This is a genomic window from Palleronia pontilimi (genome assembly GCF_016412875.1).
In the GTDB taxonomy this organism is placed as follows: Bacteria; Pseudomonadota; Alphaproteobacteria; order Rhodobacterales; family Rhodobacteraceae; genus Palleronia; species Palleronia pontilimi.
Genome location: NZ_JAEKPD010000002.1, coordinates 244,780 through 270,355 on the forward strand (window position 1 = coordinate 244,780; position 25,576 = coordinate 270,355).

25 protein-coding genes are annotated in these 25,576 nt (G+C 66.9%); 17 read left to right on the forward strand and 8 right to left on the reverse strand.

Annotated features, from left to right (window positions below; translation table 11 throughout):
* Positions 1 to 76: 76 nt before the first annotated feature.
* From ILP92_RS04120 to cysE, 5 genes are all read left to right on the forward strand, one after another.
* Positions 77 to 709 (forward strand): DUF2460 domain-containing protein, encoded by a 633-nt coding sequence (locus tag ILP92_RS04120; RefSeq protein WP_198915097.1) that lies wholly within the window; start codon positions 77 to 79, stop codon positions 707 to 709.
* Positions 709 to 1,581 carry a phage/gene transfer agent baseplate hub protein gene (locus ILP92_RS04125; RefSeq protein ID WP_198915098.1) on the forward strand — a complete coding sequence of 291 codons (873 nt, stop codon included), beginning with the start codon at positions 709 to 711 and terminating at the stop codon, positions 1,579 to 1,581. The genes ILP92_RS04120 and ILP92_RS04125 overlap by 1 nt, the downstream gene beginning before the upstream one ends.
* Complete coding sequence (locus ILP92_RS04130) at positions 1,578 to 2,003, forward strand: C40 family peptidase (RefSeq protein WP_198915099.1); 426 nt, start codon at positions 1,578 to 1,580, stop codon at positions 2,001 to 2,003. The genes ILP92_RS04125 and ILP92_RS04130 overlap by 4 nt, the downstream gene beginning before the upstream one ends.
* Positions 2,004 to 2,019: 16 nt before the next feature.
* Complete coding sequence (locus ILP92_RS04135) at positions 2,020 to 5,925, forward strand: baseplate multidomain protein megatron (protein ID WP_198915100.1); 3,906 nt, start codon at positions 2,020 to 2,022, stop codon at positions 5,923 to 5,925.
* A 110-nt stretch (positions 5,926 to 6,035) separates the two neighbouring features.
* Entirely contained in the window at positions 6,036 to 6,866 is an 831-nt protein-coding gene (gene cysE, locus ILP92_RS04140; RefSeq protein ID WP_198915101.1) for a serine O-acetyltransferase, read from the forward strand.
* Here cysE and ILP92_RS04145 read toward each other — a convergent pair.
* The 8 genes from ILP92_RS04145 to ILP92_RS04180 all read right to left on the reverse strand — a co-directional run bounded on the left by ILP92_RS04145 (position 6,856) and on the right by ILP92_RS04180 (position 14,617).
* A complete protein-coding gene (locus ILP92_RS04145) occupies positions 6,856 to 7,158 on the reverse strand; it encodes an FtsB family cell division protein (RefSeq protein ID WP_198915102.1) in 303 nt (100 codons plus the stop codon). The genes cysE and ILP92_RS04145 overlap by 11 nt on opposite strands.
* 91 nt (positions 7,159 to 7,249) lie before the next feature.
* Entirely contained in the window at positions 7,250 to 8,179 is a 930-nt protein-coding gene (locus ILP92_RS04150; RefSeq protein ID WP_198915103.1) for a class I fructose-bisphosphate aldolase, read from the reverse strand.
* Positions 8,180 to 8,328: 149 nt separating this feature from the next.
* Positions 8,329 to 8,568, reverse strand: coding sequence for a DUF1289 domain-containing protein (locus ILP92_RS04155; protein WP_198915104.1), 240 nt, complete (start codon positions 8,566 to 8,568; stop codon positions 8,329 to 8,331).
* A complete protein-coding gene (gene ruvX, locus ILP92_RS04160; RefSeq protein ID WP_198915105.1) occupies positions 8,565 to 9,041 on the reverse strand; it encodes a Holliday junction resolvase RuvX in 477 nt (158 codons plus the stop codon). Before ruvX ends, ILP92_RS04155 begins: the two co-directional genes overlap by 4 nt.
* Complete coding sequence (gene ccmI, locus ILP92_RS04165; protein ID WP_198915106.1) at positions 9,038 to 10,246, reverse strand: c-type cytochrome biogenesis protein CcmI; 1,209 nt, start codon at positions 10,244 to 10,246, stop codon at positions 9,038 to 9,040. Before ccmI ends, ruvX begins: the two co-directional genes overlap by 4 nt.
* 83 nt (positions 10,247 to 10,329) lie before the next feature.
* On the reverse strand, positions 10,330 to 12,261 hold the full coding sequence (locus tag ILP92_RS04170; RefSeq protein ID WP_198915107.1) for a di-heme-cytochrome C peroxidase: 1,932 nt from the start codon (positions 12,259 to 12,261) through the stop codon (positions 10,330 to 10,332).
* A gap of 73 nt (positions 12,262 to 12,334) precedes the next feature.
* Entirely contained in the window at positions 12,335 to 13,504 is a 1,170-nt protein-coding gene (locus tag ILP92_RS04175) for a helix-turn-helix transcriptional regulator (protein ID WP_198915108.1), read from the reverse strand.
* Positions 13,505 to 13,564: 60 nt separating this feature from the next.
* Entirely contained in the window at positions 13,565 to 14,617 is a 1,053-nt protein-coding gene (locus ILP92_RS04180) for a LacI family DNA-binding transcriptional regulator (protein WP_198915109.1), read from the reverse strand.
* A 156-nt stretch (positions 14,618 to 14,773) separates the two neighbouring features.
* On the opposite strand from ILP92_RS04180, the gene ILP92_RS04185 reads away from it, so the two are divergent.
* The 12 genes from ILP92_RS04185 (at position 14,774) to ILP92_RS04240 (ending at position 25,477) form a co-directional block, all read left to right on the forward strand.
* Positions 14,774 to 15,001, forward strand: a complete 228-nt coding sequence (locus ILP92_RS04185; RefSeq protein ID WP_198915110.1) for a hypothetical protein — start codon at positions 14,774 to 14,776, stop codon at positions 14,999 to 15,001.
* 12 nt (positions 15,002 to 15,013) lie between these two features.
* Positions 15,014 to 16,159 (forward strand): TRAP transporter substrate-binding protein, encoded by a 1,146-nt coding sequence (locus ILP92_RS04190; protein WP_198915111.1) that lies wholly within the window; start codon positions 15,014 to 15,016, stop codon positions 16,157 to 16,159.
* Positions 16,160 to 16,236: 77 nt separating this feature from the next.
* A complete protein-coding gene (locus tag ILP92_RS04195; protein ID WP_438361544.1) occupies positions 16,237 to 16,779 on the forward strand; it encodes a TRAP transporter small permease in 543 nt (180 codons plus the stop codon).
* A gap of 11 nt (positions 16,780 to 16,790) precedes the next feature.
* Positions 16,791 to 18,119 (forward strand): TRAP transporter large permease, encoded by a 1,329-nt coding sequence (locus ILP92_RS04200; RefSeq protein ID WP_198915112.1) that lies wholly within the window; start codon positions 16,791 to 16,793, stop codon positions 18,117 to 18,119.
* 12 nt (positions 18,120 to 18,131) lie between these two features.
* Positions 18,132 to 19,439 carry a histidinol dehydrogenase gene (gene hisD, locus ILP92_RS04205; protein ID WP_198915113.1) on the forward strand — a complete coding sequence of 436 codons (1,308 nt, stop codon included), beginning with the start codon at positions 18,132 to 18,134 and terminating at the stop codon, positions 19,437 to 19,439.
* The gene (locus ILP92_RS04210) at positions 19,432 to 20,202 is read left to right on the forward strand and encodes an SDR family NAD(P)-dependent oxidoreductase (protein ID WP_198915114.1); all 771 of its coding nucleotides are present in this window, start codon (positions 19,432 to 19,434) and stop codon (positions 20,200 to 20,202) included. The genes hisD and ILP92_RS04210 overlap by 8 nt, the downstream gene beginning before the upstream one ends.
* Positions 20,199 to 21,161, forward strand: coding sequence for a zinc-dependent alcohol dehydrogenase (locus tag ILP92_RS04215; protein WP_198915115.1), 963 nt, complete (start codon positions 20,199 to 20,201; stop codon positions 21,159 to 21,161). The genes ILP92_RS04210 and ILP92_RS04215 overlap by 4 nt, the downstream gene beginning before the upstream one ends.
* Positions 21,162 to 21,175: 14 nt before the next feature.
* Entirely contained in the window at positions 21,176 to 21,466 is a 291-nt protein-coding gene (locus ILP92_RS04220) for a UxaA family hydrolase (protein ID WP_198915116.1), read from the forward strand.
* Positions 21,467 to 21,478: 12 nt separating this feature from the next.
* Positions 21,479 to 22,660, forward strand: a complete 1,182-nt coding sequence (locus ILP92_RS04225) for a UxaA family hydrolase (protein ID WP_198915117.1) — start codon at positions 21,479 to 21,481, stop codon at positions 22,658 to 22,660.
* A gap of 52 nt (positions 22,661 to 22,712) precedes the next feature.
* Positions 22,713 to 23,720, forward strand: coding sequence for an Ldh family oxidoreductase (locus ILP92_RS04230; RefSeq protein WP_198915118.1), 1,008 nt, complete (start codon positions 22,713 to 22,715; stop codon positions 23,718 to 23,720).
* Positions 23,717 to 24,742, forward strand: a complete 1,026-nt coding sequence (locus ILP92_RS04235; RefSeq protein ID WP_198915119.1) for a YeiH family protein — start codon at positions 23,717 to 23,719, stop codon at positions 24,740 to 24,742. Before ILP92_RS04230 ends, ILP92_RS04235 begins: the two co-directional genes overlap by 4 nt.
* A gap of 135 nt (positions 24,743 to 24,877) precedes the next feature.
* Positions 24,878 to 25,477 (forward strand): superoxide dismutase, encoded by a 600-nt coding sequence (locus tag ILP92_RS04240; RefSeq protein WP_198915120.1) that lies wholly within the window; start codon positions 24,878 to 24,880, stop codon positions 25,475 to 25,477.
* The last annotated feature ends 99 nt before the right edge of the window (positions 25,478 to 25,576 follow it).

Consider the following 25,576-nt stretch of genomic DNA (forward strand, 5'->3'; position numbering starts at 1 on the left):
CCGTAACCCCGGTCGGGCGATGACACAGCAAGACATTCCGGGCGCCCAGGGCGCCCCAGATCCGAAAGGACCCGCCATGGCGTTTCACGAAGAGCGATTTCCCGTCAACCTGAGCTTCGGCGCGCTGGGCGGGCCCGAGCGGCGCACCCAGATCGTGACGCTGGCCAACGGCCACGAAGAGCGCAACACGCCCTGGCAGCATTCGCGCCGCCGCTACGACGCGGGGCTGGGCCTGCGCTCGCTCGACGACATGGAAAAGGTCGTCGCTTTCTTCGAGGCGCGGCGCGGCCCGCTGCACGCGTTTCGCTGGAAGGACTGGGCCGACTACAAATCGTCCCGCCCCAGCGAAGACCTGAACCACATGGACCAGGATATCGCCATCGCGGACGGCCAGACCGCCAGTTTCCAGCTGTCCAAGACCTATGGCCTGGGCCCGACCGCCTATTCCCGCCCTATCCTGAAGCCCGTCGAAGGCACCGTGACCATCGGGGTCGAGGGGGATCTGCTGCGCGAAGAGACCGATTTCACGCTCGACCTGACCACGGGGATCGTGACCCTGAATTTCGTGCCCGTCGCGGGTGCGGCGATCAGTGCAGGGTTCGAATTCGACGTGCCCGCGCGGTTCGATACCGACCGGATATCGACATCCGTGGCGACCTTCCAGGCGGGCGAGATCCCGGACATTCCCGTGGTCGAGGTGCGGCTGTGATGCAGATCCCCGCACCGCTTCTTCAGCACCTCGAGACCGGCGTCACGACGCTCTGCCGTTGCTGGCGCGTCACCCGGCGCGACGGCCGCGTCTACGGCTTCACCGACCACGACCTGGGCGTCACCTTCGATGGCACGAGCTTTCGCGCCGATGACGGTCTGAGCGCCCGCACGCTGGAGCAGAGCACCGGCCTTTCGGTGGACAACTCCGAAGCGCTCGGCGTTCTCAGCGCGGCGGGCGTGACCGAAGGCGACATCCTGGCGGGCCGTTTCGACGGTGCGAAGGTCGAGTCGTGGCTGGTGAACTGGTCCGACCCCGCGCAGCGCACGCTGCTGTTCACCGGCGAGATGGGCGAAATCCAGCGCGCGGGCGGCGCCTTCAAGGCCGAACTGCGCGGGCTGACCGAGGCGCTCAACCAGCCTCAGGGACGCACCTACCAGGAACCCTGCGCGGCCGTTCTGGGCGATGAAAGCTGCCAGGTGGACCTGGGTTTGCCGCAATTCTTCGTCGAACGCGATATCGTGGACGTGGTGGGCGGGCGCATCTTCGATCTGGGGGATCTGTCCGACTTCGACGCGCGCTGGTTCGAGCGGGGGCGGCTCGTGGTGCTGACCGGCAATTGCGCGGGCGACGTTCGGATCATCAAGTCCGACGAGCTGACCGGGGCCGACCGCCGTATCGCGCTTTGGGACACGGTGCGCGGCACGATTGCCCCCGGCGATCGGGTGCGGATCGAGGCCGGTTGCGACAAGCGCGTGGAAACCTGCCGGATGAAGTTCGCCAATATCCTGAACTTCCAGGGCTTTCCGCATCTTCCGGGCGAGGACTTCCTGATGGCGTACCCGATCAAAGGACAGGAAGGCTCAAAATGACCGATCGTATCGTTGCCGCTGCGCGGGCCTGGATCGGCACGCCCTATGTCCATCAGGCCAGCGTCCGGGGTGCGGGCACCGACTGCTTGGGCCTTGTGCGCGGGGTCTGGCGCGAAGTGGTGGGCGACGAGCCCGTCGTGCCGCCCGCTTACACCCCCGACTGGTCCGAGCCGCAGCGCGACGAGCAACTTCTGCGCGAGGCCATGCGCCACCTGCGACACGTGCCGGACGGGCCGATCCGTGCCGGGCAGGTCCTGTTGTTCCGGATGCGCGACGGGGCGGTGGCCAAGCATCTGGGCATCGTCGGCACCGGCGACCCCGCTCCCAGCGTGATCCATGCCTATTCGGGGCACGGCGTCGTCGAATCCCCCCTGAGCCGTCCCTGGCTGCGCCGCGTCATCGCGCGGTTCGAATTCCCCTAACTCGGAGACCCCTCACATGGCGACGATCATTCTTGCAGCCGCCGGAGCGGCAGCGGGCGCTTCCCTTGGGGGCGGCGTCCTGGGTCTCAGCTCGGTCGTGATCGGCCGGGCCATCGGTGCCACGGTCGGCCGCGTCATCGACCAGGCGATCATGGGCTCGGGCAGCGATCCGGTCGAAACCGGGCGCGTCGATCGCTTTCGGCTGACCAGCGCGGGGGCAGGCAGTCCCATCGCGCAGATCCATGGCCGGATGCGGATCGGCGCCCAGGTGATCTGGGCGTCCGATTTCGTCGAAGAGGTCTCGCGCTCGGGCGGTGGCGGCAAGGGGCAACCGCGCCAGCCCGAAATCCGCGAATACAGCTATTCGATCTCGCTGGCGCTGGGCCTGTGTGAGGGCGTGATCGGGCGGGTTGGCCGCGTCTGGGCCGACGGGCGAGAGATCGACCCGACCACGCTGGATCTGCGGGTCTATGACGGCGCGCCCGACCAGCAGCCCGATCCGCTGATCGAAGCCCATGAAGGGCAGGGACAGGTGCCCGCCTATCGCGGTCTGGCTTACGTGGTGATCGAGAACCTGCAGCTTGGCGACTTCGGCAACCGGGTGCCGCAATTTACCTTCGAAGTCATCCGCACGGAACAGGACTCCACCGACAAAAACCTGGTGGATATGAGCGAGCAGGTCCAGGCCGTCGCCATGCTGCCGGGAACCGGCGAATACGTCTTGGCGACAACGCCGGTGCGCCTGGGCGCGGCCGAGGGCGAAGACGCCTACATCAACGTCAACACGCCGCTCGGAAAGACCGATTTCGCCGTTTCGCTCGACGCGCTGACGGGCGAGCTTCCGCGCTGCGGGGCGACGTCGCTGATCGTGTCGTGGTTCGGCAGTGACCTGCGGTGCGGCACGTGCGACATCCGGCCGAAGGTCGAGCAAACGGCCATCGACGGCAAGGAAATGAAGTGGCGCGCGGGCGGCATCGCGCGCAGCCAGGCGCAGCCGGTCGCACGCTCGGACGGGCGCGTGGTCTATGGCGGCACGCCCGCCGACGGATCGGTGATCGAAGCCATCCGCGCGATGAACGACGCGGGACAGAAGGTGATGTTCTACCCGTTCATCCTGATGGACCAGCTGGACGGCAATACCTTGCCCGACCCCTACAGCGACAGCCCGAGCCAGCCCGCGCTGCCCTGGCGCGGCCGGATCACGCTGGACCAGGCGCCCGGGCGCCCGGGCAGCCCGGACGGCACCGCCGGGGCCGACGCGCAGGTCGCCGCGTTCTTCGGCGATGCGCAGGCCGACGACTTCTCGACCTCGAAGGGGCGGATCGTCTTCGACGGTCCGGACGGCTGGGGTTACCGCCGCTTCATCCTGCACAACGCCCATCTGTGCGCGTTGGCGGGCGGCGTGGACGCCTTCTGCATCGGCTCGGAAATGCGTGGCCTGACCACCATCCGGGGTGCCGCGGGCTTTCCGGCCGTGGCCGCCCTGCGCCAGCTGGCGGCGGACGTGCGGGCCATCCTGGGGCCCGATACGAAGATCAGCTACGCGGCGGACTGGACCGAGTATTTCGGCTACCAGCCGCAGGACGGCTCGGGGGATCTCTATTTCCACCTCGACCCGCTCTGGGCCGACGCCAACATCGACTTCATCGGCATCGACAACTACATGCCCCTGTCGGACTGGCGCGATCAGCCGGACGAGGCGGACGCGGCATACGGTGCGATCTACAACCTGGACTACCTCAAGGCCAACATCCTCGGCGGGGAAGGCTACGACTGGTACTACCCGTCGCCCGAGGCCGAGGCCCTGCAGATCCGCGCGCCCATCACCGACGGCGCCCATGGCGAGCCTTGGGTCTATCGTTACAAGGACCTGACCAACTGGTGGCGGCTGTCGCATCACGAACGCATCGGCGGCGAGCGGCAGAACACGCCCACCCCCTGGATCGCGCAAAGCAAGCCCATCTGGTTCACCGAACTCGGCTGCGCGGCCATCGACAAGGGTACCAACCAGCCCAATAAATTCCTGGACCCCAAGTCGTCGGAATCCGGTCTGCCGAAATATTCCGATGGCAGCCGCGACGACTTCATGCAGCTTCAATACCTGCGCGCGATGCACGAATTCTGGGGCGACACCGCGAACAATCCCGTGTCGGTCCAGTATGGCGGGCCGATGGTCGACATGGGCCGCGCCCATGTCTGGGCCTGGGACGCGCGGCCCTATCCCTGGTTTCCCGGCAACCCGGACCTGTGGGACGACGCCGAGAACTACAATCGCGGCCACTGGATCACCGGTCGCGCGACATCGCGCGCGCTGGCCGCCGTGGTGCGGGAAATCTGCGGCCGCTCGGGTGTCTCCGAGCTGGATACGGATGCGCTGTTCGGCGTCTTGCGCGGCTACACGATTACCGAGATCGGCGACGCCCGCCGCGCGCTGCAGCCGCTGATGCTGGCCTTCGGCTTCGACGCGATCGAACGGGGCGGCAAACTGGTGTTCCGCTCCCGCACCGGCGATCCGGATCACGCGCTCGACGCCGAGCGGGTCGCCGTCACCGACGACCTGGACGGCGATATCGTCGCGGTGCGCGCGCCCGACGCCGAGCGGGTGGGTCGCCTGAAGATCACCTTCGTGGGCGCCGATGGCGATTTCGAAACCCAAAGCGCCGAGGCGATCTTCCCCGACGCGCGCAGCCATGGCCTGTCGCAAAGCGAACTGCCGATCCTGCTGTCGCGCGGTGAGGCGCGCGAGATCGCCGAGCGCTGGCTGGCCGAGGCCCGCGTCGCGCGCGACCGGCTGCGCTTTGCCCTGCCGCCCTCGGATCTGCCGGTGGGCGCGGGCGACGTGGTCGACATCAAGGATGGACGCTACCGGGTCGATCACGTCGAGCAGGGCGAGATGCAGCTGATCGACGCCGTGCGGATCGAAAGCTCGGTCTACGATCCCGCGCGCCGTGTCGAGGGGCCGATCGAAATGCCACGCTATCGCGCGCCCACACCGCCCGTGATCGTGTTTCTCGACCTGCCGATCCTGGCCGTCGATGCCAAGCCGCATGCGCCCTATATCGCGGCTTCGGGGCGGCCGTGGGACGGCTCGGTGAACGTGCTTTCGTTGCCCGAGCGGGCGGATTACCGGCTCAACACCGTCATCGATGCGCCCACGACCCTGGGGGTGACGGAAAATTCGATGCTCGCGGCCCGACCCAGCCTGCCGGATCGCGGCCCCGCCCTGCGCGTGCGGCTTTTGCGCGGGGATCTCAGCGCCATATCGCAGGCCGCCCTTTTCGCAGGTGCCAACGCCATGGCCATCGGCCGCGACGACAGCGACACCTGGGAGATCTTTCAGTTCCGCGATGCCCAGCTTGTCGCACCGCGCACCTACGATCTGAGCTACCGTCTGCGCGGGCAGCTGGGCACGGACGGCGTGATGCCCGCGATCTGGCCGGAAGGATCGCGCGTCGTGCTGCTGGATCGGCAATTGCGCCAGATCGACATGAACCTGAACGAGCGGGGGCTGGAAAAGAGTTACCTGATCGGGCCTGCCGCGAAACCATCCAGCGATCCGTCCTACGTCGAAACCACGCGGGCGTTCGACGGGATCGGACTGCGGCCCTTCGCTCCCGTGCACCTGCGGGCCCGGCGGCAGGACGGCGACGTGCGGCTCGACTGGATCCGGCGCACCCGCATCGACGGCGACAGCTGGCAAGGCGTGGACGTTCCGCTGGGCGAGGATGTCGAAAGCTACACGATCCGCGTTCTGCAGGCCGGTGCGCAGGTCCGATCGGCCCAGTCGAGCGCACCCCGCTGGGTCTATTCGGCGGTCGACCAGGCCGCGGACGGGATCGGCGGGACCTTCGACGTGGAAGTCGCGCAGAACTCGGTCAGTTTCGGTCCCGGTCTCTTCCGCCGCCTGACCGTGACGGTCTAGTCCCCGCGCGGATCATCGCCATCGGTGATGATCCGCGCATGAAGAAGTCATTTCCAGATCGGGTCGGTCACCCTATATGATGGGCACTGACCCGCGAAGGAGATGCCGCGATGAGCGTCAAACCCAAGCCGCTGAGAACCATAGACCCGGTGTGGCAACAGATCCGCGCCGAGGCCGAAGACGCCACGCGGACCGAGCCGCTGCTGGGCGGATTGTTCCATTCGTCGATCCTGCACCATGCGTCGATGGCCAATGCGCTGGCCTTCCGCATGTCGATGAAGCTGAGCTCGGGCGAGATGTCCGAGCAGATCCTGCGCGAGATCGCCGACGACGCCTATGCCGATCAACCCGAACTGACCGATGCCGCCCGCGCCGACCTGGTCGCAACCTACGAGCGGGACCCGACCTGCCACCGGTTCCTGCAACCCTTGCTGTATTTCAAGGGCTTCCAGGCGGTCCAGGCCTATCGGATCGGCCATTGGCTGTGGCAGAAGGGCCGCTTCGATCTGGCCTATTTCATCCAGATGCGCGTCTCGGAGGTCTACGGCGTCGATATCCACCCGGCCGCCAGGATCGGCAAGGGCATCATGATCGATCACGCCCATTCCATCGTCATCGGCGAGACGGCGACCGTGGGCGACAACGTGTCGATGCTGCACTCGGTCACGCTGGGCGGGACCGGCAAGGAAGAAGAGGATCGCCACCCCAAGATCGGCGACGGCGTGCTGATCGGCGCGGGCGCGCATGTGCTGGGCAATATCCGCGTCGGACATTGCTCGCGGATTGCCGCCGGGTCGGTCGTGCTGCAGGAAGTGCCACCGATGAAGACCGTCGCGGGCGTGCCCGCCAAGATCGTGGGCGAGGCCGGATGCGCCCAGCCTTCGGTGGTGATGGACCAGCTCTTCGCCATGCGCACGGGGCGCGATCCGCTCAGCGAATGATGACCTCGTCGCTGCGCATCATCCCCAGGATGTCGCGCGCCTGTTCGTCCAACAGATCCAGGTCTAGGTAGCGGTCGGACAGGCGGCGGGTCTTGTTGCGCATCTGCGCGACCTCGTGCTTCACGACCGTCAGATCCGCCTGCAATCTCTGCCGCTCGGCCTGGATCTCCATGCGCCGCAGCAGGCCGTAATTGCCCTGCACCGACGCGAAGGCGAAATACAGCCCCAGCACCGTGGTAAGCGCAATATACGCGATCAGCCCCAAAGCCGGATATTTGCGGGGTTGTGCCATCGTCTGCCTCACACATGGCGTCCTCTGACGGGACGCCTTGCGGCGGACGATGGCACAAAGCGATTCGCTTGTGAATCCCCCGCAAGGGAAATCAGGCGCCGTTCTTGTAGATATCGACCAATTTGTCGAACATCGCCATGGCCTCGGACTTTTCCCGCTGGAAGCTGTTGCGTCCGATGATCGACCCGTTGCCGCCGCCGTCGCGAATGGCGCGCGCGTCGTCGAAGACCGCATCCTCGCCCTTCTTCGCGCCGCCCGAGAACACCACGATCCGCCGACCGTTGAAGGCCGAGCGCATGCATTCGGCCACCCGTGCGGCCTGGGTCGAGATGTCGATCTTCTGCTCCTCGAACACCTTCTTGGCCTCGGGCACTTCCAGGTGGTCGGTGCTGAGCTTGATCTTGATGACATGCGCCCCGATCAGCGCCGCGATCTGCGCGGCATAGGCGGCCACGTCGATGGCGGTCTCGCCGTCCTTGCTGATCGCCTCGCCGCGCGGATAGGACCAGATGACGGTGGGAATGCCCACGCTCGCGGCCTCGCGGCGCAGCTCGACGATCTCCTCGAACATGCCCAGCTGCGCGTCCGAGCCGGGATAGATCGTGAAGCCGATCGCCGCACAGCCCAGCCGCAGCGCGTCGTCGACGCCCGCGGTCACCGCCTGGTCCTTGCCCGCCGTGGCCGACATCAGCGAATTGGCCGAGTTCATCTTCAGGATCGTCGGGATCTGGCCCGCGAAGGTATCGGCGCCCGCTTCCAGCATTCCCAGCGGCGCGGCAAAGGCGTTGAGGCCCGCATCGATGGCCAGCTGGTAGTGATAATGCGGGTCATAGGCGGGCGCATTGGGCGCATAGGTGCGGGCCGGGCCGTGCTCGAAGCCCTGGTCCACCGGCAGGATGATCATCTTGCCGGTGCCCTTCAGCCGACCTTCCATGAGCATCCGGCACAGGTTGCCTTTCACGCCGGGGCTGTCGCCCTCGTAGTTGGACAGGATCTTCTGGACTTTGCGCGACGCCTTCATGGCACTCTCCCTTGTTTCGATTTGCGCCCATGACTAGGCCCCCGCGCGCGCCACGGCAACTCTCTCGCGCCGCGTCATCGCCGATCTGGGCCGTCATCCTTCATCTTTTTTTCAAATATCCCGGGGGGTGCGGGGGGCTGGCGCCCCGCTCACCGCTCGCCCGTGCGCGCCGCCCGTCCGCCGCGGCGCTTCTTCAGGCGGGGCGCGCGCTCGGGAAGCGCGCCCATGATCGCGGCGCGCGCGTCGTGGCTCATCCGCGACCAGGTGGTGATCTCTTCAATCGTGCGCAGGCATCCCGTGCAGATCCGCTCGGTGGGATGGATCACGCAGATGTTGATGCAGGGCGACGCGATCTGGTCGCGCGTCCAGACGGGGGGCTGATCTGTCATGGTGTATCTTTCAGGTGGCGCAGCCGGTCCAGCGCGCCTTGCAGGATGTAGCTGGCGGCGACATGGTCGATGACCTCGGCGCGGCGGCGGCGGGACGTGTCGGCCTCGAGCAGCGCGCGCTCGGCGGCGACGGTGGACAGACGCTCGTCCCAGAACGTCAGCGGCAGATCGGTCAGCCGCGCCAGGTTGCGCGCGAACGCCCGCGTCGACTGCGCGCGCGGACCTTCGCTGCCGTCCATGTTGCGCGGCAGGCCCAGCACAACGCCGCCGATCTCGCGCGCGCCCAGGATCGCCAGAAGTGCGGCGGCGTCCTTGGTGAACTTGCTGCGCTTGATCGTCTCCAGCGGGGTGGCCACGGACAAGAGCCCGTCCGACACCGCCACGCCGATCGTCACCGTGCCCAGGTCCAGACCCGCCAGCGCGCGGCGCGGCGGCAGGGACTCGGCGAAGTCGGCGATGTCGTCGTGGATCATTCGCCAAGCCCTGCGCGCTCGGCCGCCTCGTCGATACGGGCCAGGTCGCCTGCGCTTTCGGCGAAGACCTGGCGCGCCTCGCCCAGGATGGCTTGCGCGCGTTCGGTTTCGCCCAGGACGCCCAGCGCCACGATCAGCTGCGCCCAGTCGGACGACGGTCCGCCCTCGGTCGCCAGACGCTGCGACAGGCCCGAGACCATGTTGCCGATCATCGCCGCGCGGTCTTCGGCCGACATGGCGGCGGCCGCGTCCACATCCTCTGCCGACGGACCCCGCGCCGGGGCGGGCGGGTCGTACCGCACGCCCGCGCGCGTCGCCAGGTCGCCGATCTGCTGGCGGATGGGCGCGACCCAGGGCGCCGTTTCGGGGCCGCGTTCCAGCAGGCCGCGCCACAGCGCGAAGGCCTGGTCCGCGCGCCCGATCTGCGCCAGCGACAGACCCTTGTAATAGAGCGCGCGGCCGTTGGCCGGATCGGCTGTCAACGCCCGGTCGATGACGCTTTCGGCCTCGTTGGTGACGAAGCCGCCCGCCGCAAGCACCATCAGTTCGGCCAGCACGGCAAGGTCTTCGGGCTGCGCGTCGTCGCCCAGAAGGCTGACCAGACGTTCCTGGGCCGCGCGCGCGGCGCGGAAATTACCCGCGGCCGCTTCGTTCCGGGCCAGCAGGCGGAAGCCGTCCGTGTCGTCGGGGCGCTGTTCCATCACCTGCCGCAGGTCGGCCATCAGCTGGGCGAATTCGGGCTCCAGCTCGGCGGGGGGCGGCATCAGCGGCGCGGCCTGCTCCTCGGCCGCCTGCTGCGACGGGCGGCGTTCGCGCGTGTCCTCGGCCAGGGCGATGCGGGTCTTCAGCGGCAGGTCGCGATACCCCGGCGCGCCGATCGCCAGGTAGATCGCCAGCGCGCCGCCGCCCACGACCAGCGTGGCCAACCCGGCCAGGCCGTAGCGCGCCCAAGGTGGCGCGCGGCGCGGCGCGTCGTGCGCGGCGCGGTCGGCTTCCAGCAGGCGGCGCTGAACTTCGAGCCGCGTGCGCTCGGCTTCGTCTTCGGCAAGCAATCCGCGGTCCAGGTCGCGGTCGATCTCGGCAAGCTGGTCGCGATAGATCGCAAGGTCGGCATCCGCCGCGCCCGCGCCGTCGCCACGGACCAGCGCCACCACGATGGGCAGCAGCACCAGCAACGCCAGACCTGTCGCGATCGCCCAGAACATCCCTTGGTCCCCAAAACTTACGGGGCCTTCCTAGCCAAGCCGCGCGCGCAGCGAAACCCGCATTGCGCCCGCAGGCCCGCCCTTCACAGACCTTTCATGTATTCGATCAGCGCGAAGCGATCCTCGTCCGTCAGGGCTGCGTTGCCGTAGTCGTGGCCCGCGTTGGAATTGCCGGGAATGATGTTGCCCGCCGTATCGCGCACGGTGAAGATCCAGTCGTCCGCGCCGCCGCTGGCCATCACGCCGACCTTTTCGGTATCGATCAGGCCGGTGCCCACCGCGAAGGATTCGCTGCGGAACGGTCCGGTCGGCCCGGGCAGGGAAGGGAAGAATTGCGGATCGGGCTGGAAGTTGCGCGCCACGGGCGGCAGCAGAAGGTCGTAAAGGGTGGGCACCGATCCGTTGTGCAGGTAGGGCGCAGTGGCCCAGATGCCGTTCAGGGGCCGCGACTTGTAGGCCAGCAGATCGCTGTCGGCGTTCAGGCAGCGTTCGGCGCGGCGCTTCTTTTCGGGGTCCACGACGCCCGGCAGCACTTCGCCGGGCACGCCGTTGACCATGGCCATGGCCATCATCCCTTCCTCGGGCTCGGGTTCGATCTGTTCGAACAGCGACGATACCAGCTCGTCGAACTTGCCGAATATCGCGCCCACGGCGGCGTTGACCAGCATCAGGTGGGTCGAATCCTCGCTGCGGATCTTGTCGCCCACGAAGCCGAAGGTGCGCTGGCCGCGCATGTTGCCCGCCGCGGTGCGCCGCAGGTAGGTGTTGCAAGCCAGGAAGACGTCGGTGCCCGCGCGGTTCAGCGACATCATCCGGTCGTTGGCGGGGGTGCGGATGTCGGTGGGCGCCAGGTGCGCGTGACAGCTGCGGCATTTCTGCTCGAACAATTCGCCACCGCGCGCCGCCAGTTCGGTGTCGATCGGGCCCAGCACGTCCTCGGGCCATTGCGGCGATTGCAGCGACGACAGCAAGCGCTCCAGCCCGATCATCTCGCGGACCCGGACGCTGCTGTCATAGCCCAGCCCCGCATAGCCGCGATTGGCGTCGATATGGGCGAAGACGCCGATCACCTCGGATGTATTGCGCACCAGCGCGCCGATATCGGTGACGTTGCCCCGGATCGGGATCTTGATGACCTCGCCCGCGATGCCGTTCCACTGCAGCTTGCCCTGCTGGTAGGTGTTCCAGATGAACGGATAGCTCGCGGGCGCGTCCGACGCGAAGGCGGTCGACGGATCATCGGCGCCGTTGATGGCCGACACCTTGGTCAGGATATGGCCCTGCGCGTCCAGCCGGGCGGGACCGGGCGCCACGTCGCCGTGGTTGATCCTGCGCAGCTTCTCCATCCAGTCGATCTGCTCGGACATCTGCACGGCAAGCGAGCTCGTCCGCTCCCAGTCCTCGGTGCTGCCGATGACCTCGCGCGCGAAGGCCGAAAAGCGGTCGACATCGTCCAGCGTAGCGCGCAGGGCGTTCTCGGTGCCCACGACGAGCGCGTTGAAATCGGCGGCGGCGGGCGCGCCGTCGATGCGCAGCGTGCGGCCGTCATGGGTGACCTCGGCGGTGTGACAGGCCGAGCAGTTCAGGCCCAGCCACGGCTCGCGCATGGTGCGCGAGCGGCAGGTTTCCGGGAAGGTGTCGCACATCAAATCGGCGCTGCGGCGGGGATCGTGATCCACCACGAAGCCGACGGGCAGCCCATCGGGATTGTCCTGGGACACCGGATTGGCAAGATACCCGAGCAATTGCAGGTGCGGCTGGCCGAACATGGCGCCTTGCCCGTCGGCGGTCTTCAGCGCCAGCGCCCAACTGAGCGGCAAAAGCCGCGAGCCCTGGGACGTCGTGTACCACCACGACCGCTGGTTGTCGGCCCAGCCCTGGTCGAGGCAAAGCAAATCGCCCGACGCGCAGGCCGTCGCGGTTTCGGGCAGCGGTTGTGACCAGGCTGCCGACCCCACCGCCAGCGCCAGGAAAGCGACGCTGCACTCGGTAACAGTCCTAAAGGTTTTGGTCATAAAAAGAGGCATTGTGAGGATCCTCCGGCAACCTGGTCTGACACCAGGCTGGCATGAAAGGTTTCGACCGAAATCACCCATCCGGGGTATCGCGGGTCACAAATTGCGCGCCGATATGCGACGCGCGGCGGATAAACTGGGTTCTGTTGGCGCAATTCGCCTTGGAGAGCAGAGACTTCACCTGCGTGTTGATCGTGTCGACCGAACGCTCGCGGATGTCGGCGATCTGCCGGTTGGTCAGCCCGTCGGCCATCAGGCCGACCAGCGCGGCTTCGGACGCGGTCAGGCCCATCACCTTCTCGACCATGCCGACATCCAGGTCCCACGAGCGCGACGTATCGAGCCCGTAGACCATGTAGCCGTCGAGCCGCGCCTCGCCGAAGGCATTTTGCGAGCGCAGGGGCGCGACCTCGACCGCAACCGCACGGTCCGCGGCGGCCTGCGCGCCCAGGGCTTCCTTGCGGGGCCGCGCGCCGAACTTCCCGTGATTGCGGGCATCATTGGTCATCTGGGCAAACCAAGCGCGATCTTCGGGCGCGGTCGGCTCCAGCCGACCGTTCGGCGTGCGGCGAAACACCCGCAGGGCGTCGATCTGGCGACGGAATTCGTCGTTCATCGCCACGATCGCGCCATCGTGGCGGATCAGGCAGACGCCCAGCTTCAACCGATCCATCGCTTCTGCCAGATACCGGCCCTTCCGTTCCAGCTGGCGGACGGGCAGGGCGATCTCGGCCGCCTTGGCCATGTGCGGCAGGATCCGGGCCAGGATCTGCAGGTCGGCCGGGCCCAGCGGCCCGTGTCCGCGCGAAAACTGCACCGAGAAGCGGTCGCGCAGCGGCTGGTCCTTGCTCAGAAGCGCGCCCGCGCGATGCCAGATGCCTTGCTCGGCCATGGCGCGCGCGTTGGGCCGCGCCGCCAGCGCCTGCGGGCTCTCTGCCAGCACGCTGTCCGGGATGGCCTGGATGGCGTCGCCGGCCGCCGAGTGGCGCGCAAAGATCTTCTGGTCCTCGATCTCGAGCGACGAAAACGCGTTCAGGTATTGGGCGACAGCTTTGCGGTCGTAGTTCGACGACAGATGCGTCGCGTTCAGGTTCGGGGCACCGTCGGCATCGGTGTCGAGGTCGAACATGATGCAGCCGCTGGCTCCCACGGCTTCGGCCACGCTGTCCAGGACGGCGGGCCACGTGTCGGGCTCGACGACGGTGTCGTAAATCCTTAGCAGCAGGTCTTGCTCGCGTCCCATGGGGAACCTTATCGCGAATCGCTTTTCAGACAAGCGCGCGGGTCCGGTGGGACGCGTCGGTCAGTCGGCGGGTGGGCCCAGCGATCCGCGCAACATGACCTCGGTCCGAAGCTCGGTGCTGGCCGGATGGGTCCCGTTTTCCAGGATGTCGATGAGATCCCGCGCGCAGGCGCGTCCCATGTCGCGATGCGGGACGTGGACGGTGGTCAGAAGCGGGTCGAGCACGCGGGCGATCTCGATGTCGTCGAAGCCGGTGACCGACACGTCGCCGGGCACCCGCAGCCCCTTGGCGCGGGCCGCGGCGATGGCGCCGGCGGCCAGGATGTCGTTGCCGCAGATCACCGCCGTGGGCCGCGGCGTGTCGCCCATCAGCAGGTCCATCTGCGCGGCGCCGTTGTCGAAGGAATAGGGTGTTTCGACAACGCGCAGGGTGTCGGGGTCCAGCCCCGCCTCGGCCGCGGCGGCGCGCACCCCCGCCAGGCGCTCGCGGGCGCGGTCGTTCTGGGCGATCGGCGCGGTCAGCACGGCCACGCGCCGGTGACCCCGCGCGAAGACTTCGGACGCCAGCGCGCGCATCGCTTCGCGGTTGTCGAACCCCACCGACAGCGCCTTGGCGTCCGCGTCATAGGCCCAGGCGATGACATGGGGCACCGCGCGGGCTTCCAGCCATTCGGTGATGGCGGGCGCGCGGTCGAAGCCGATCAGCAGCAGCGCGTCGGCGCCGCGCGCGACAAGGGTGCGGATCTGGTCCGCCTCGCGCTCGGGCGAGTAGGACGAGCTGGCCACCAGCAGGGTGTAGCCGTGCAGCCCGAGCTCTTCCTGGAAGGCCTGCAGACCACGCGCGAAGATCGCGTTTTCCATGGTCGGCACGATGGCCCCGATGGTCCGCGTGCGCTTGGCCGCCAGCGCCCGCGCGCCGAAATTCGGCGAATAACCCAGCTCCGCGACGACCTTCAGCACGCGGGTCCGCGTGGCTTCGCCCACCTTGGCGGGCATGTTCAGGCAGCGCGACACCGTCGCGGTCGACACCCCGGCCGCGCGGGCGACGTCCTCGACGGTTGGGGCTGAGCGCTTCACCACCGCGGGGTCGGGCTGAAACTCGGGGTCGGCCAATTGTCAGAGTCCTTTAACAATGGAATTATCCTCATTTCCTTGGCAAAAATAGACGATTGCATATTAAACTGACGCTGCGTCAAAATTTTCTTGCCGAAATTAATGTAAGCGCTTACAGTTTTCGGTGACAAGTCGGTTAAGGGGGGAGCCTGAACCGTGTTCCTATATATCGCCGCCGCGCTGTTCGGGGCATTCGTCGTGAATGTCGTCCTGGGAGCCTACGCCCAAGCCAATTTCGTTGGGGACGTGGGCGAGATGGTGATCTTGTTCGCCGCATCCATTTCCTTCACCGCCGCGATCCTGCGCCGCGAGGCTGATCGCAAGGCGCGTGGCAAGGATCCAAAGGATCCCGATGAGGATCTGCACATAACCAAAACGTTCTAGGGAGGAACATACATGTCTGACACACGCGAACTCGCGTCGGCCGAGCGCCGCAATTTCCTGAAGCTCGTCGGGGGCGGCAGCTTCACCGCCGCCATGGTCGCCGGCGGCGCGGGACTGCTGTGGTCCGAAAAGGCCGCCGCGCAGACCGCCCAGGAAGAGCAGCAACGCCAGAAGGACGCCGAGTTCCAGATGACGCTGGCCACGGCCTATGTCCTGGGCGCGTCGCGCAGCTACCCGATCATGCAGCTCGACCTGAAGGAAAACATCCAGAACGCCACCAACGGCCGCGTCTACGTGAAGCTGGCACCGGGTGGACAGCTGGGTGCGGGCGGTGCTCTGGCGCAGGCGGTGCAGGGCGGCACGATCCAGTGCGCGCAGCATTCCCTGTCGAATTTCGCGCCCTATGCCAGTGCCGTGGACCTGATCAACCTGCCGTATTTCTGTGGTTCGAACCAGCGCTTCACCAACCTGGTGAATTCCGACGCGTGGAAGTCGGAAGTCCATCCCAAGATCGAAAGCTCGGGCTTCAAGGCGCTGTTCTACGTCGTCATCGACCCGCGCGTCGTTGCCGTGCGCAAGGGCGGCTCCGGACCCGTCCTGTCGCCCTCGGATCTGAGCGGCGTGAAGTTCCGCGTTCCCGGCTCGCAGATGCTGCAGCAATATTACCGCATGGTCGGTGCGAACCCGACGCCCGTGGCCTGGGGTGAAACCCCGTCGGCCATCAAGCAGGGTGTCGCGGACGCGCTGGATCCGTCGGTGGGCGCGCTCTACGTGTTCGGCTTCGCCGATATCCTGAGCCACGTCACCTTCACCCAGGCCGTGCCGGACAGCCAGGTCTATTCGGTGAACCTGGAATGGTTCGAGTCGCTGCCCGAAGACGTGCAAGGCCAGATCGAATTCGCGGGCGAAATGACCGCGCACCAGAACCTGGCCAAGGTGCCGTCGGCGCGGGCCTATGCCATGTCCGAGCTCGCCAAGGCGGGCGTCGAGTTCCACACGCTCACCGACGACCAGCTGGCCGTATGGAAAGAGACCGGCGGCTACCAACTGCCCGACTGGGACAACTTCAAGACGGAACTTGCGGGTTCCATGGAAACCTTCGCCAAGCTCGAAGAAGCTGCCGGCACCATGGGCCGCTATTACGTGCACGACGCTTAAGCGCGTCGGGACCGGCGCCCATGCGCCGGTCCGCTTATTCAAACGGACAAATGTAATCAGCACCGATCGGCTGGGGCATGACGCTTGCCAGCCCAAGGGAGGCGTGCATGAAATTCCTGAATGCCCTGAACAAGAACGGAGAACGATGGGCGCTGCTCGTGTTCTACGTCATGCTCGTGACGACGATGTTCATCGAAGTCCTGCGGCGGGAACTCTTTTCCTACTCGTCGATCTGGGGCGAGGAAATCGTTCGGTATTCCTTCATTTACCTGGCCTGGATCGGCGCGGCGGCAGCGGTCAAAGAGCGCGGTCACATCCGCATCGACGTCATCATGGAATATGTCGGGCCGCGGCCGAAGGCGATCCTGTACATCTTCGGCGACCTCATCATGTTCGTGGTGTCGATCATCGCGTTCTACTGGTCGCTCGAGTCCGTCTTGGTGTCCGCGAAATTCGGGTCGGTGACCCATGGACTTCGCATCAGCCAGGTCTGGTTCCTGTCGGCAGTTCCCATCGGCTTCGCCCTGGTTCTGCTGCGACTGGTCCAATCGTTCCTTCGTGACATCCAAGATCTTCGAGCCGGGCGACCGGTCTTCGAAGGCGACAAGCTGTTTGATTGAGGATCTGAAAAATGCTTTGGAATCAGCTTAATCAAACCATCGAGCTCGGCTGGGACTTCTACGGACCGGTGCTCATCTTCGTGGCGCTCGTAGCCCTGGCGGTGCCGGTCTGGGCGGCCATCGGGGCGTCGGCCATCCTGCTTCTCATGTGGTCCGGGGCGCTGCCACTCAGCCTGGTGGGCGAAAGCCTGTTCCACGGGATCGACCACTTCGCGCTGACGGCCGTGCCGCTCTTCATCCTGACCGGAGACGTTCTGGTGCGCACCGGCCTGAGCCGCAAGTTCCTGGACGTGGCCGAGGCGCTGACCCAGTTCGCCAAGGGCGGGTTCGGATCGGCCACCGTTCTGGTCTGCGGCATGTTCGCCGCGATCTCGGGCTCGGACGCCGCGGGCGCGGCGGCGGTGGGTCGCATGACCATCGGCCGCCTGGTCGAAGCGGGCTATCCGCGCCCCTATGCCTGTGCGCTGGTCGCCGCGGGTGCCTGTACCGGCATCCTGATCCCGCCCTCGATCGCCTACATCATCATCGGCCTGGTGCTGGGGATCTCGGCCTCGACCCTGTTCCTGGCGGCTGTCATTCCCGGCCTCGCGATCCTGGTGTCGATCCTGATCACCAACATCGTCATGAACCGGCTTTATGGCTGGGAAGGTGGCGGCAACATGCCCATGGGCGAGTATTTCTCGAACCTGGGCAGCGCGCTGAAATCCGGCTGGTACGCCTTCATCGTGCCCGGCATTATCTTCTACGGCATCTTCTCGGGTCGGCTGACGCCCACCGAGGCGGGCGCCACCGCCGTGGTCGTCACCATCATCATGGGCTTCATCCTGCGCACCCTCAGCTTCGCGGATTTCCCGGCGATGCTGGTCAGCTCGGCCAAGGTCAACGGTGTCATCCTGCCGATCATCGCCTTCTCGTTGCCGCTGGCGCAGGCGCTGGCGATCATGGGCGTGCCGCAGGGCTTCGTGGCGGCCGCCACCGGCGTCAGCGACGAGCCCTGGGTCCTGATCCTGATGATGGTCGGCATCCTGATCGCGGCGGGCTGCGTCATGGAGACGACGCCCAACATCGTGATCCTGGCGCCGATCCTGAAGCCGCTGGCCGACAATATCGGCATGAACGAAATCCAGTTCTGCATCATGATGATCACGGCGCTGGGCGTGGGCTTCATCACCCCGCCGCTGGGCCTGAACCTGTTCGTGGTGGCGGGGATCACCGGCGAATCGATCCTGAAGATCGCCTACCGCGCCATTCCGTTCGTGTTCTTCATGCTGATCGTCACGCTGATGATCGCTTACTTCCCGTCGATCTCGACCACATTCCTTCCCGAAATCTATAAATAGGAGACGGCCCCGATGGCACTCGAATACCTCAAGAAAGCGACCCTGACCGCCCAGAGCGATGCTGGCGAAACCCAGGCCATCGTCCGGGGCATCCTGAACGACATCGAGGCGGGCGGCGACCAGTCGGCACTGGAATACGCCAAGAAGTTCGACAAGTACGAAGGCAACGTGCTGCTGACCCAGGATGAAATCGACGCCGCCATCGACCAGGTGCCCGAGAAGCTGAAGAAGGACATCCAGTTCAGCCACGCCAACGTGAAGAAATTCGCCGAGGCCCAGAAGGCCACGGTCGCAAATTTCGAGGTCGAGATCCTGCCGGGCCTGACCGCGGGGCAAAAGGCGATCCCGGTGCAGGCGGCGGGCTGCTACGTGCCCGGCGGGCGCTACAGCCACATCGCGTCCGCGATCATGACCGTGACCACCGCCAAGGTGGCGGGCTGCAAGCACATCGTGGCCTGCTCGCCGCCGCGTCCCGGCGTGGGCGTGGCCCCTGCGATCATCTACGCCGCCCATGTCTGCGGCGCCGACAGGATCCTGGCCATGGGCGGCGTGCAGGGCGTGGCGGCGATGACCTTCGGGCTCTTCGGTCTGCCCAAGGCCAACATCCTGGTGGGCCCGGGCAACCAGTTCGTGGCCGAAGCCAAGCGCATCCTGTTCGGCCGCGTGGGCATCGACATGTTCGCGGGCCCCACCGACAGCCTTGTGCTGGCCGACAAGACCGCCGATCCCGAAGTGGTCGCCGTCGACCTGGTGGGCCAGGCCGAGCATGGCTACAACTCGCCCGTCTGGCTGGTCACCGACGACCGCGGCATCGCCGAGACGGTGATGAACCGCGTCCCCGAGCTGATCGAGGAGCTGCCCGAGCTGAACCGCGACAACGCCCGCGCCGCCTGGCGCGACTACGCCGAGGTGATCCTGTGCGCCGACCGCGACGAAATGGCGGCGACATCCGACGCCTACGCGCCCGAGCACCTGACCGTGCAGGCGCAGGACCTGGACTGGTGGCTGAACCGGCTGGAATGCTACGGCTCGCTGTTCCTGGGTGAAGAAACCACCGTGGCCTTCGGCGACAAGGCGTCGGGAACCAACCACGTGCTGCCGACCTCGGGTGCCGCGAACTACACGGGCGGGCTGTCGGTCCACAAGTACATGAAGATCGTGACCTGGCAGCGGTCCACCAAGGAAGGTGCCAAGCCCGTGGCCGAAGCCACCGCCCGGATTTCCCGTCTGGAAGGGATGGAAGGCCACGCCCGCACCGCCGACATCCGACTGAAGAAATACTTCCCCGACGAGACCTTCGATCTGACCGCCGATGCCTGATGGCGGATCCCTTCCGGGTCTGTTCGACCTGACGGGCCGGGTGGCCTGCGTGACCGGGGCCTCGTCGGGGCTTGGTCGGCGCGCGGCCACCGTGCTGGCCCGGGCGGGCGCGCAGGTGGTGGGCGTCGCCCGCCGCGCCGACGCGCTGGAGGCCTGGGCGGCCGAGGCGGGCGGGCAAACCGCGTCGGTCGCGGCCGACCTGTCGGACCGGGGCGCCATCACCGACCTTGCCGCCGAAGTGGCACAGCCCTTCGGGGCGCCAGACATCGTCGTGCACGCGGCGGGGATCAACACCCGCGAGCCTGCCGATGACGTGACGCGCGAGGGCTGGGACAAGACGCTCTGGCTGAACCTGTCGGCGCCTTTCTTCCTGTCCCAGGCGCTGGTCCCCGCCATGGCCGCGAAGGGCTGGGGCAGGGTGGTCAATTTCGCATCGCTCCAGTCGCACCGGGCCTTTCCGGGCGGCATCGCCTATGGCGCCTCGAAGGGCGGCGTGGCGCAACTGACCCGCGCCATGGCCGAGGCGTGGTCGTCCAAGGGAATCAACGCCAACGCCATCGGTCCGGGGTTCTTCCGGACCGAGCTGACGCAGGCCGTCTTCGCCGACCCCGAGCGGGCCGCGCGCAATGCCGCGCAGACCTGCATCGGACGCAACGGCGAGCCCGAGGATATCGACGGCCCGGTCCTGTTCCTGGCCTCGAAAGCGTCCGATTATGTCACCGGCCAGATCCTGATGGTCGACGGAGGATTCACCGCGAAATGAAAGCCTTGGTTTACACTGGGCCCGAGCATCTCGAAATGCGCGACGTGGCCGATCCCGCCCCGGGCGCGGGCGAGATCCGCGTGCGGGTGCGCAGCTCGGGGATTTGCGGGTCGGACATGCATGCCTTCCTGGGCCACGACGATCGGCGGCCCGCCCCCCTGACGCTGGGCCACGAGGTCGCGGGCACCACCGATGCGGGCATGCGGGTGACGGTCAATCCGCTCAACGCGTGCGGGCAATGCCCGGCCTGCCTTGCGGGCCGCGACAACCTGTGCCCGAAGCGCCAGATCATCTCGATGCCGCCGCGCGAGGGCGGGTTCGCCGAGTACATCACGCTGCCGCCGGTCAACGCCATCGCGATCCCCGACGCCATGCACACCGACCAGGCCGCCCTGGCAGAACCCATCGCCTGCGGCTGGCACGCGGTGCGGCTGGCGCTGGCGGCGGGCGGCACCGGCCCTGCGCTCGTCATCGGGGGTGGGGCCATCGGCGTCGGTGCGGCGCTGTCGCTGGTGGCCCAAGGCGTGTCCGATGTCGCCATCGTCGAGCCGTCGCAGGCGCGCCGCGACTACCTGGACGCGCGCGGCTTCGCGATGCGCGCGCCCGACACGCTGCGCGCGGGCGACCAGTTCGGCGTGGTTATCGACGCCGTGGGCATCGCGCCCACCCGCGCGCAGGCGTCGGCCCACGCGCGTCCCGGCGGCATCATCGCCCATATCGGGCTGGGATCCAGCGAAGGCGGACTGGATATCCGGCGCATGACCCTGCAGGAAATCACCTTCATCGGCACCTACACCTATACCGCGCCGGACTTCCGCGCGACGGTCGCGGCCATGGCGGACGGGCGGTTGGGGCCGCTCGACTGGACCGAGACGCGGCCCCTGACCGAAGGCGCGCGCGCCTTCGCCGATATCCGGGCAGGCAAAGTCGCCGCGCCGAAAATCATTCTGAAACCCTAAAAAAGGAGAGACAAATGGCTGAAATTCCACACCTTCTGGTCCACGAGCACGATGACAACGTGGGCGTCGTCGTCGTCGAGGGGCTGACCAAGGGCACCGACATGCTGTGCTGCGTCACCCATGACAATTCGACCTTCCGCCTGAAATCCGAGGCCGACGTGCCCATCGGTCACAAGATCGCGCTGAAGGACCTGAAGGAGGGGGACACCGCCATCAAATACGGCGAGGACATCGGCAAGATCATCGCCGACATTCCCAAGGGCCACCACGTCCACACCCACAATTGCAAAACGAAGCGCTGGTAAGGAGCCACTGAAATGGCATCGAAATATTCCAACATCACCGTCCAGGCCTACCGCCGCGAAAACGGCCGCGTGGGCGTGCGCAACCACGTCGTCATTCTGCCCGTCGACGACATCTCGAACGCCGCCTGCGAAGCGGTCGCCAACAACGTGAAGGGCACGATGGCGATCCCTCACGCCTATGGCCGCCTGCAGTTCGGCGAGGATCTCGAGGTCCATTTCCGCACCATCATCGGCGCGGGCGCCAATCCCAACGTCGCCGCCGTCGTCGTCATCGGGATCGAGCCGGGCTGGACCAAGCGCATCGCCGACGGCATCCGCGAGACCGGCAAGCCCGTGGCCGAGTTCAGCATCGAGCAGAAGGGCGATTTCGAGACGATCCGCGCAGCCAGCTGGGCCGCCAAGGACTTCGTCCACCAGGCGACCGAGATGCAGCGCGAGGAATGTTCGATCTCCGAACTGTGGGTGTCCACCAAGTGCGGCGAATCCGACACGACCACGGGCCTGGGCTCGTGCCCCACGGTCGGCAACATGTACGACAAGCTGCTGCCCGAGGGCATCACCGGCTTCTTCGGCGAGACGTCCGAGATCACCGGCGCCGAGCATATCTGCCAGAAGCGCGCCATCAACGAAGAGGTGGGCGAGCGGTGGTACAAGATGTGGAAGGCCTATTCCGAGGACGTGATCTTCGCGCACCAGACGGATGACCTGTCCGACAGCCAGCCCACCAAGGGCAACATCGAAGGCGGCCTGACCACCATCGAGGAAAAGGCGCTGGGCAACCTGGAAAAGATCGGCCGCACGTCGCAATATATTGACATCCTTGAGCCGGCCGAGGCGCCGAAATCGGGCAATGGCCTTTATTTCATGGATTCATCCTCCGCCGCGGCCGAATGCGTGACGCTCATGGCCGCCGGTGGCGCCGTGATCCACACCTTCCCCACCGGGCAGGGCAACGTGGTCGGTAACCCCATCGTGCCGGTCATCAAGATCACCGCGAACCCGCGCACCGTGCGCACCATGTCCGAGCATGTGGACGTGGACGTGTCGGGCATCCTGCGGCGCGAGATGACCATCGACGAGGCCGGTGACGAGCTGATCGAATGCATCCGCCGCACCGCCAATGGCCGCTACACGGCCGCCGAGGCGTTGGGTCACCGCGAATTCTCGATGACGAAGCTTTATCGCAGCGCCTGATTCTGGTCCCGATCGCCCCTTCGCGGGGGCGATCCACCCAACTGGAAACTCCATGCCCGAAACAGAACGCCTGAGCCTTGACGAGGCCACCGACCTGCTGACCCGCGTCTTCGCGAAATGCGGCGCGGGCGATTCCGCCGCCGCGTCCGTCGCGCGCGCGCTGGTCGCCGCCGAAGCCGAAGGCCAGTCCGGCCACGGCTTTTCGCGGGTGTCCGATTACGCGGCGCAGGCGGCGACCGGCAAGGTCGTCGCGGACGCCGTGCCCGAACTGGTCGTGTCGGAGGGCACGGCGCTGGAAATCGACGCAGGCTTCGGCTTCGCCTACCCGGCGCTGGATCTCGCCATCGACAGCGTGATCGCCGCCGCCAAGGCCCACGGCACCGCGTCCGTCGCCATCCGCCGCTCGCACCATTGCGGCGCGCTGTCGGTGCAGGTGGAAAAGATCGCGCAGGCGGGGCTGGTGGGCCTGATGGTCGCCAACGCGCCCGCCGCCATTGCGCCCTGGGGCGCGCGGATGCCGGTCTTCGGCACCAATCCCATCGCGTTTGCCGCACCGCGCAAGGGCGCGGCCCCGTTGGTCATCGATTTGTCGCTGTCGAAGGTGGCGCGCGGCAAGGTGATGCATGCCAAAAAATCCGGCCAGCCCATCCCCGAAGGCTGGGCCTTCGACGGCCAAGGAAACCCCACCACCGACGCCGAGGCCGCGCTGAAGGGCACCATGGCGCCCATCGGCGGCGCCAAGGGCACCGCGCTGGCGCTGATGGTCGAGATCCTGGCCGCCACCCTGACCGGCGCCCATGCCAGCCGCGAGGCAGGGTCGTTCTTCACCGCCGATGGCCCCCGGCCCGGCACCGGGCAATTCCTTCTGGCACTTCGCCCCGGCGACGCCGACGGCTTCGCCGCACGGCTGGAATCGCTTTTGGGCACCATCGCCGCGCTGGAAGGCGCGCGCCTTCCCGGCACCCGCCGTTTCGCCGCGCTGGCCCGCGCCACGGAACAGGGCATCGACGTGCCTGCCCAATACCTGCAAGCCGCCAGGGACCTGGCCGGAGAGTCATGACCGACGCCCCAGCACGCACTGCGCCGGACCGGATGGGCCACGCCAAGTCGCTGATCCCCGGACTGCTGATCGTCACCGTGATCGCGTTGGCCAGCAGCTTCGTGGCCGAGCATTACGGCGCGCCCGCCATGCTGCTGGCGTTGCTTTTCGGGATCGCCATGAACTTCCTGTCCGAAGATCCGCGATCGCGTCCCGGGATCGAGTTCGGCGCCAAAACCGTGCTCAGGATCGGCGTGGCGCTGCTGGGCGTGCGGATCAGCGCCGATGTGCTCGGCTCGCTTGGCTGGGCCGTGGTGGCGCTGGTCGTGGTCGCGACGGCGCTGACCATCGGCTTCGGCTTCGCCGTCTCGCGGCTCTTCGGCTTCAAGAACCGCTTCGCCTTCCTGTCTGCGGGTGCGGTCGCAATCTGTGGCGCGTCGGCCGCCATGGCCATCGCCGCGATCCTGCCCAAGGACGACAGGTCCGACGAGCGGCTGATCTTTACCGTCGTGGGCGTCACCGTGCTGTCGACGCTGGCCATGGTGATCTATCCGGTCTTGACCGGGGGTTTCGGATGGGACGACCGGCAGGCGGGCATGTTCATCGGCGCCACCGTGCATGACGTGGCGCAGGTGGTCGGCGCGGGCTACTCGATCTCGGACGAGGCAGGGGTGACGGCGACACTGGTGAAGCTTCTGCGCGTGTTGATGCTGGCACCCGTGGTGGTGATCGCGGGCCTGGTGATCCGGGCCCGCAATGTCGAGCCCGACCCCGAGGGCGGCCGTCCGCCGCTGGTGCCCACCTTCGTGGCGGGCTTCGTGGGGCTGGCCGTGCTCAATTCGCTGGGGTTGCTGCCCAGCTTCGTCGTCGCCCCGGCCTCGGCCGCGTCGGGCTGGGCGCTGCTGGCGGCCATCGCCGCCGTGGGCCTGCGCACCGTGCCGCAGCAGATCCTGAACGTGGGACCGAAAGCCGTGGGCATCCTGGCCGCCGAAACCGTGTTTCTTGCCGTCTTCATCGGGCTCGGGCTGACTTTCGCCGCGTGAGTCCGGAATAGACCGGCGGCGGTCTGTTCCGGAACATCTGTCGCGCTAGCTTGTTTCCATACTGAACCGATGTCGGCGCGCGGCCCGAAGGCCCTGCGCCCATCGCGTTGAAATCAACCCGTCAGGAGGGACACCATGGCTTTCGAACTTCCCGATCTTCCGTATTCGCACGACGCGCTGGCCGACAAGGGCATGAGCCGCGAGACGCTGGAATACCACCACGACATTCACCACAAGGCCTATGCCGACAAGACCGCCGAGATGGTCAAGGGATCCCAGTGGGAAGGCAAATCCATCGAGGAGATCATCGCCGGCACCTACGACAAGGGCGCCGTGGCGCAGTCGGGGCTGTTCAACAACGCCTCGCAATACTGGAACCACTGCCAGTTCTGGGAAATGATGAGCGGCGAGGACAGCAAGATGCCGTCCGAGGTCGAAAAGGCGCTGACCGACAGCTTCGGGTCGGTCCAGAAATTCAAGGACGACTTCGCCGCGGCCGGCGGCGGACAGTTCGGATCGGGCTGGGCCTGGCTCGTCAAGGATACCGATGGCAGCCTGAAGGTCACGTCGACCGAGAACGGCGTGAACCCGGTCTGCTTCGGCCAGACCGCGCTTCTGGGCTGTGATGTGTGGGAGCACGCCTATTACATCGACTTCCGCAACAAGCGGCCCGGTTACCTGACCAACTTCCTGGACAACCTGGTGAACTGGGAAAACGTCGCGTCGCGCATGTAGGGCGCGAATTTTCGGCGAAAATTCGGGGCGCGCCTGATGGGCGGGCCCCGCTTCGTTTCGCGGAACATATGACTGAAGGCCCGTGTTGAGCCTTTGAAT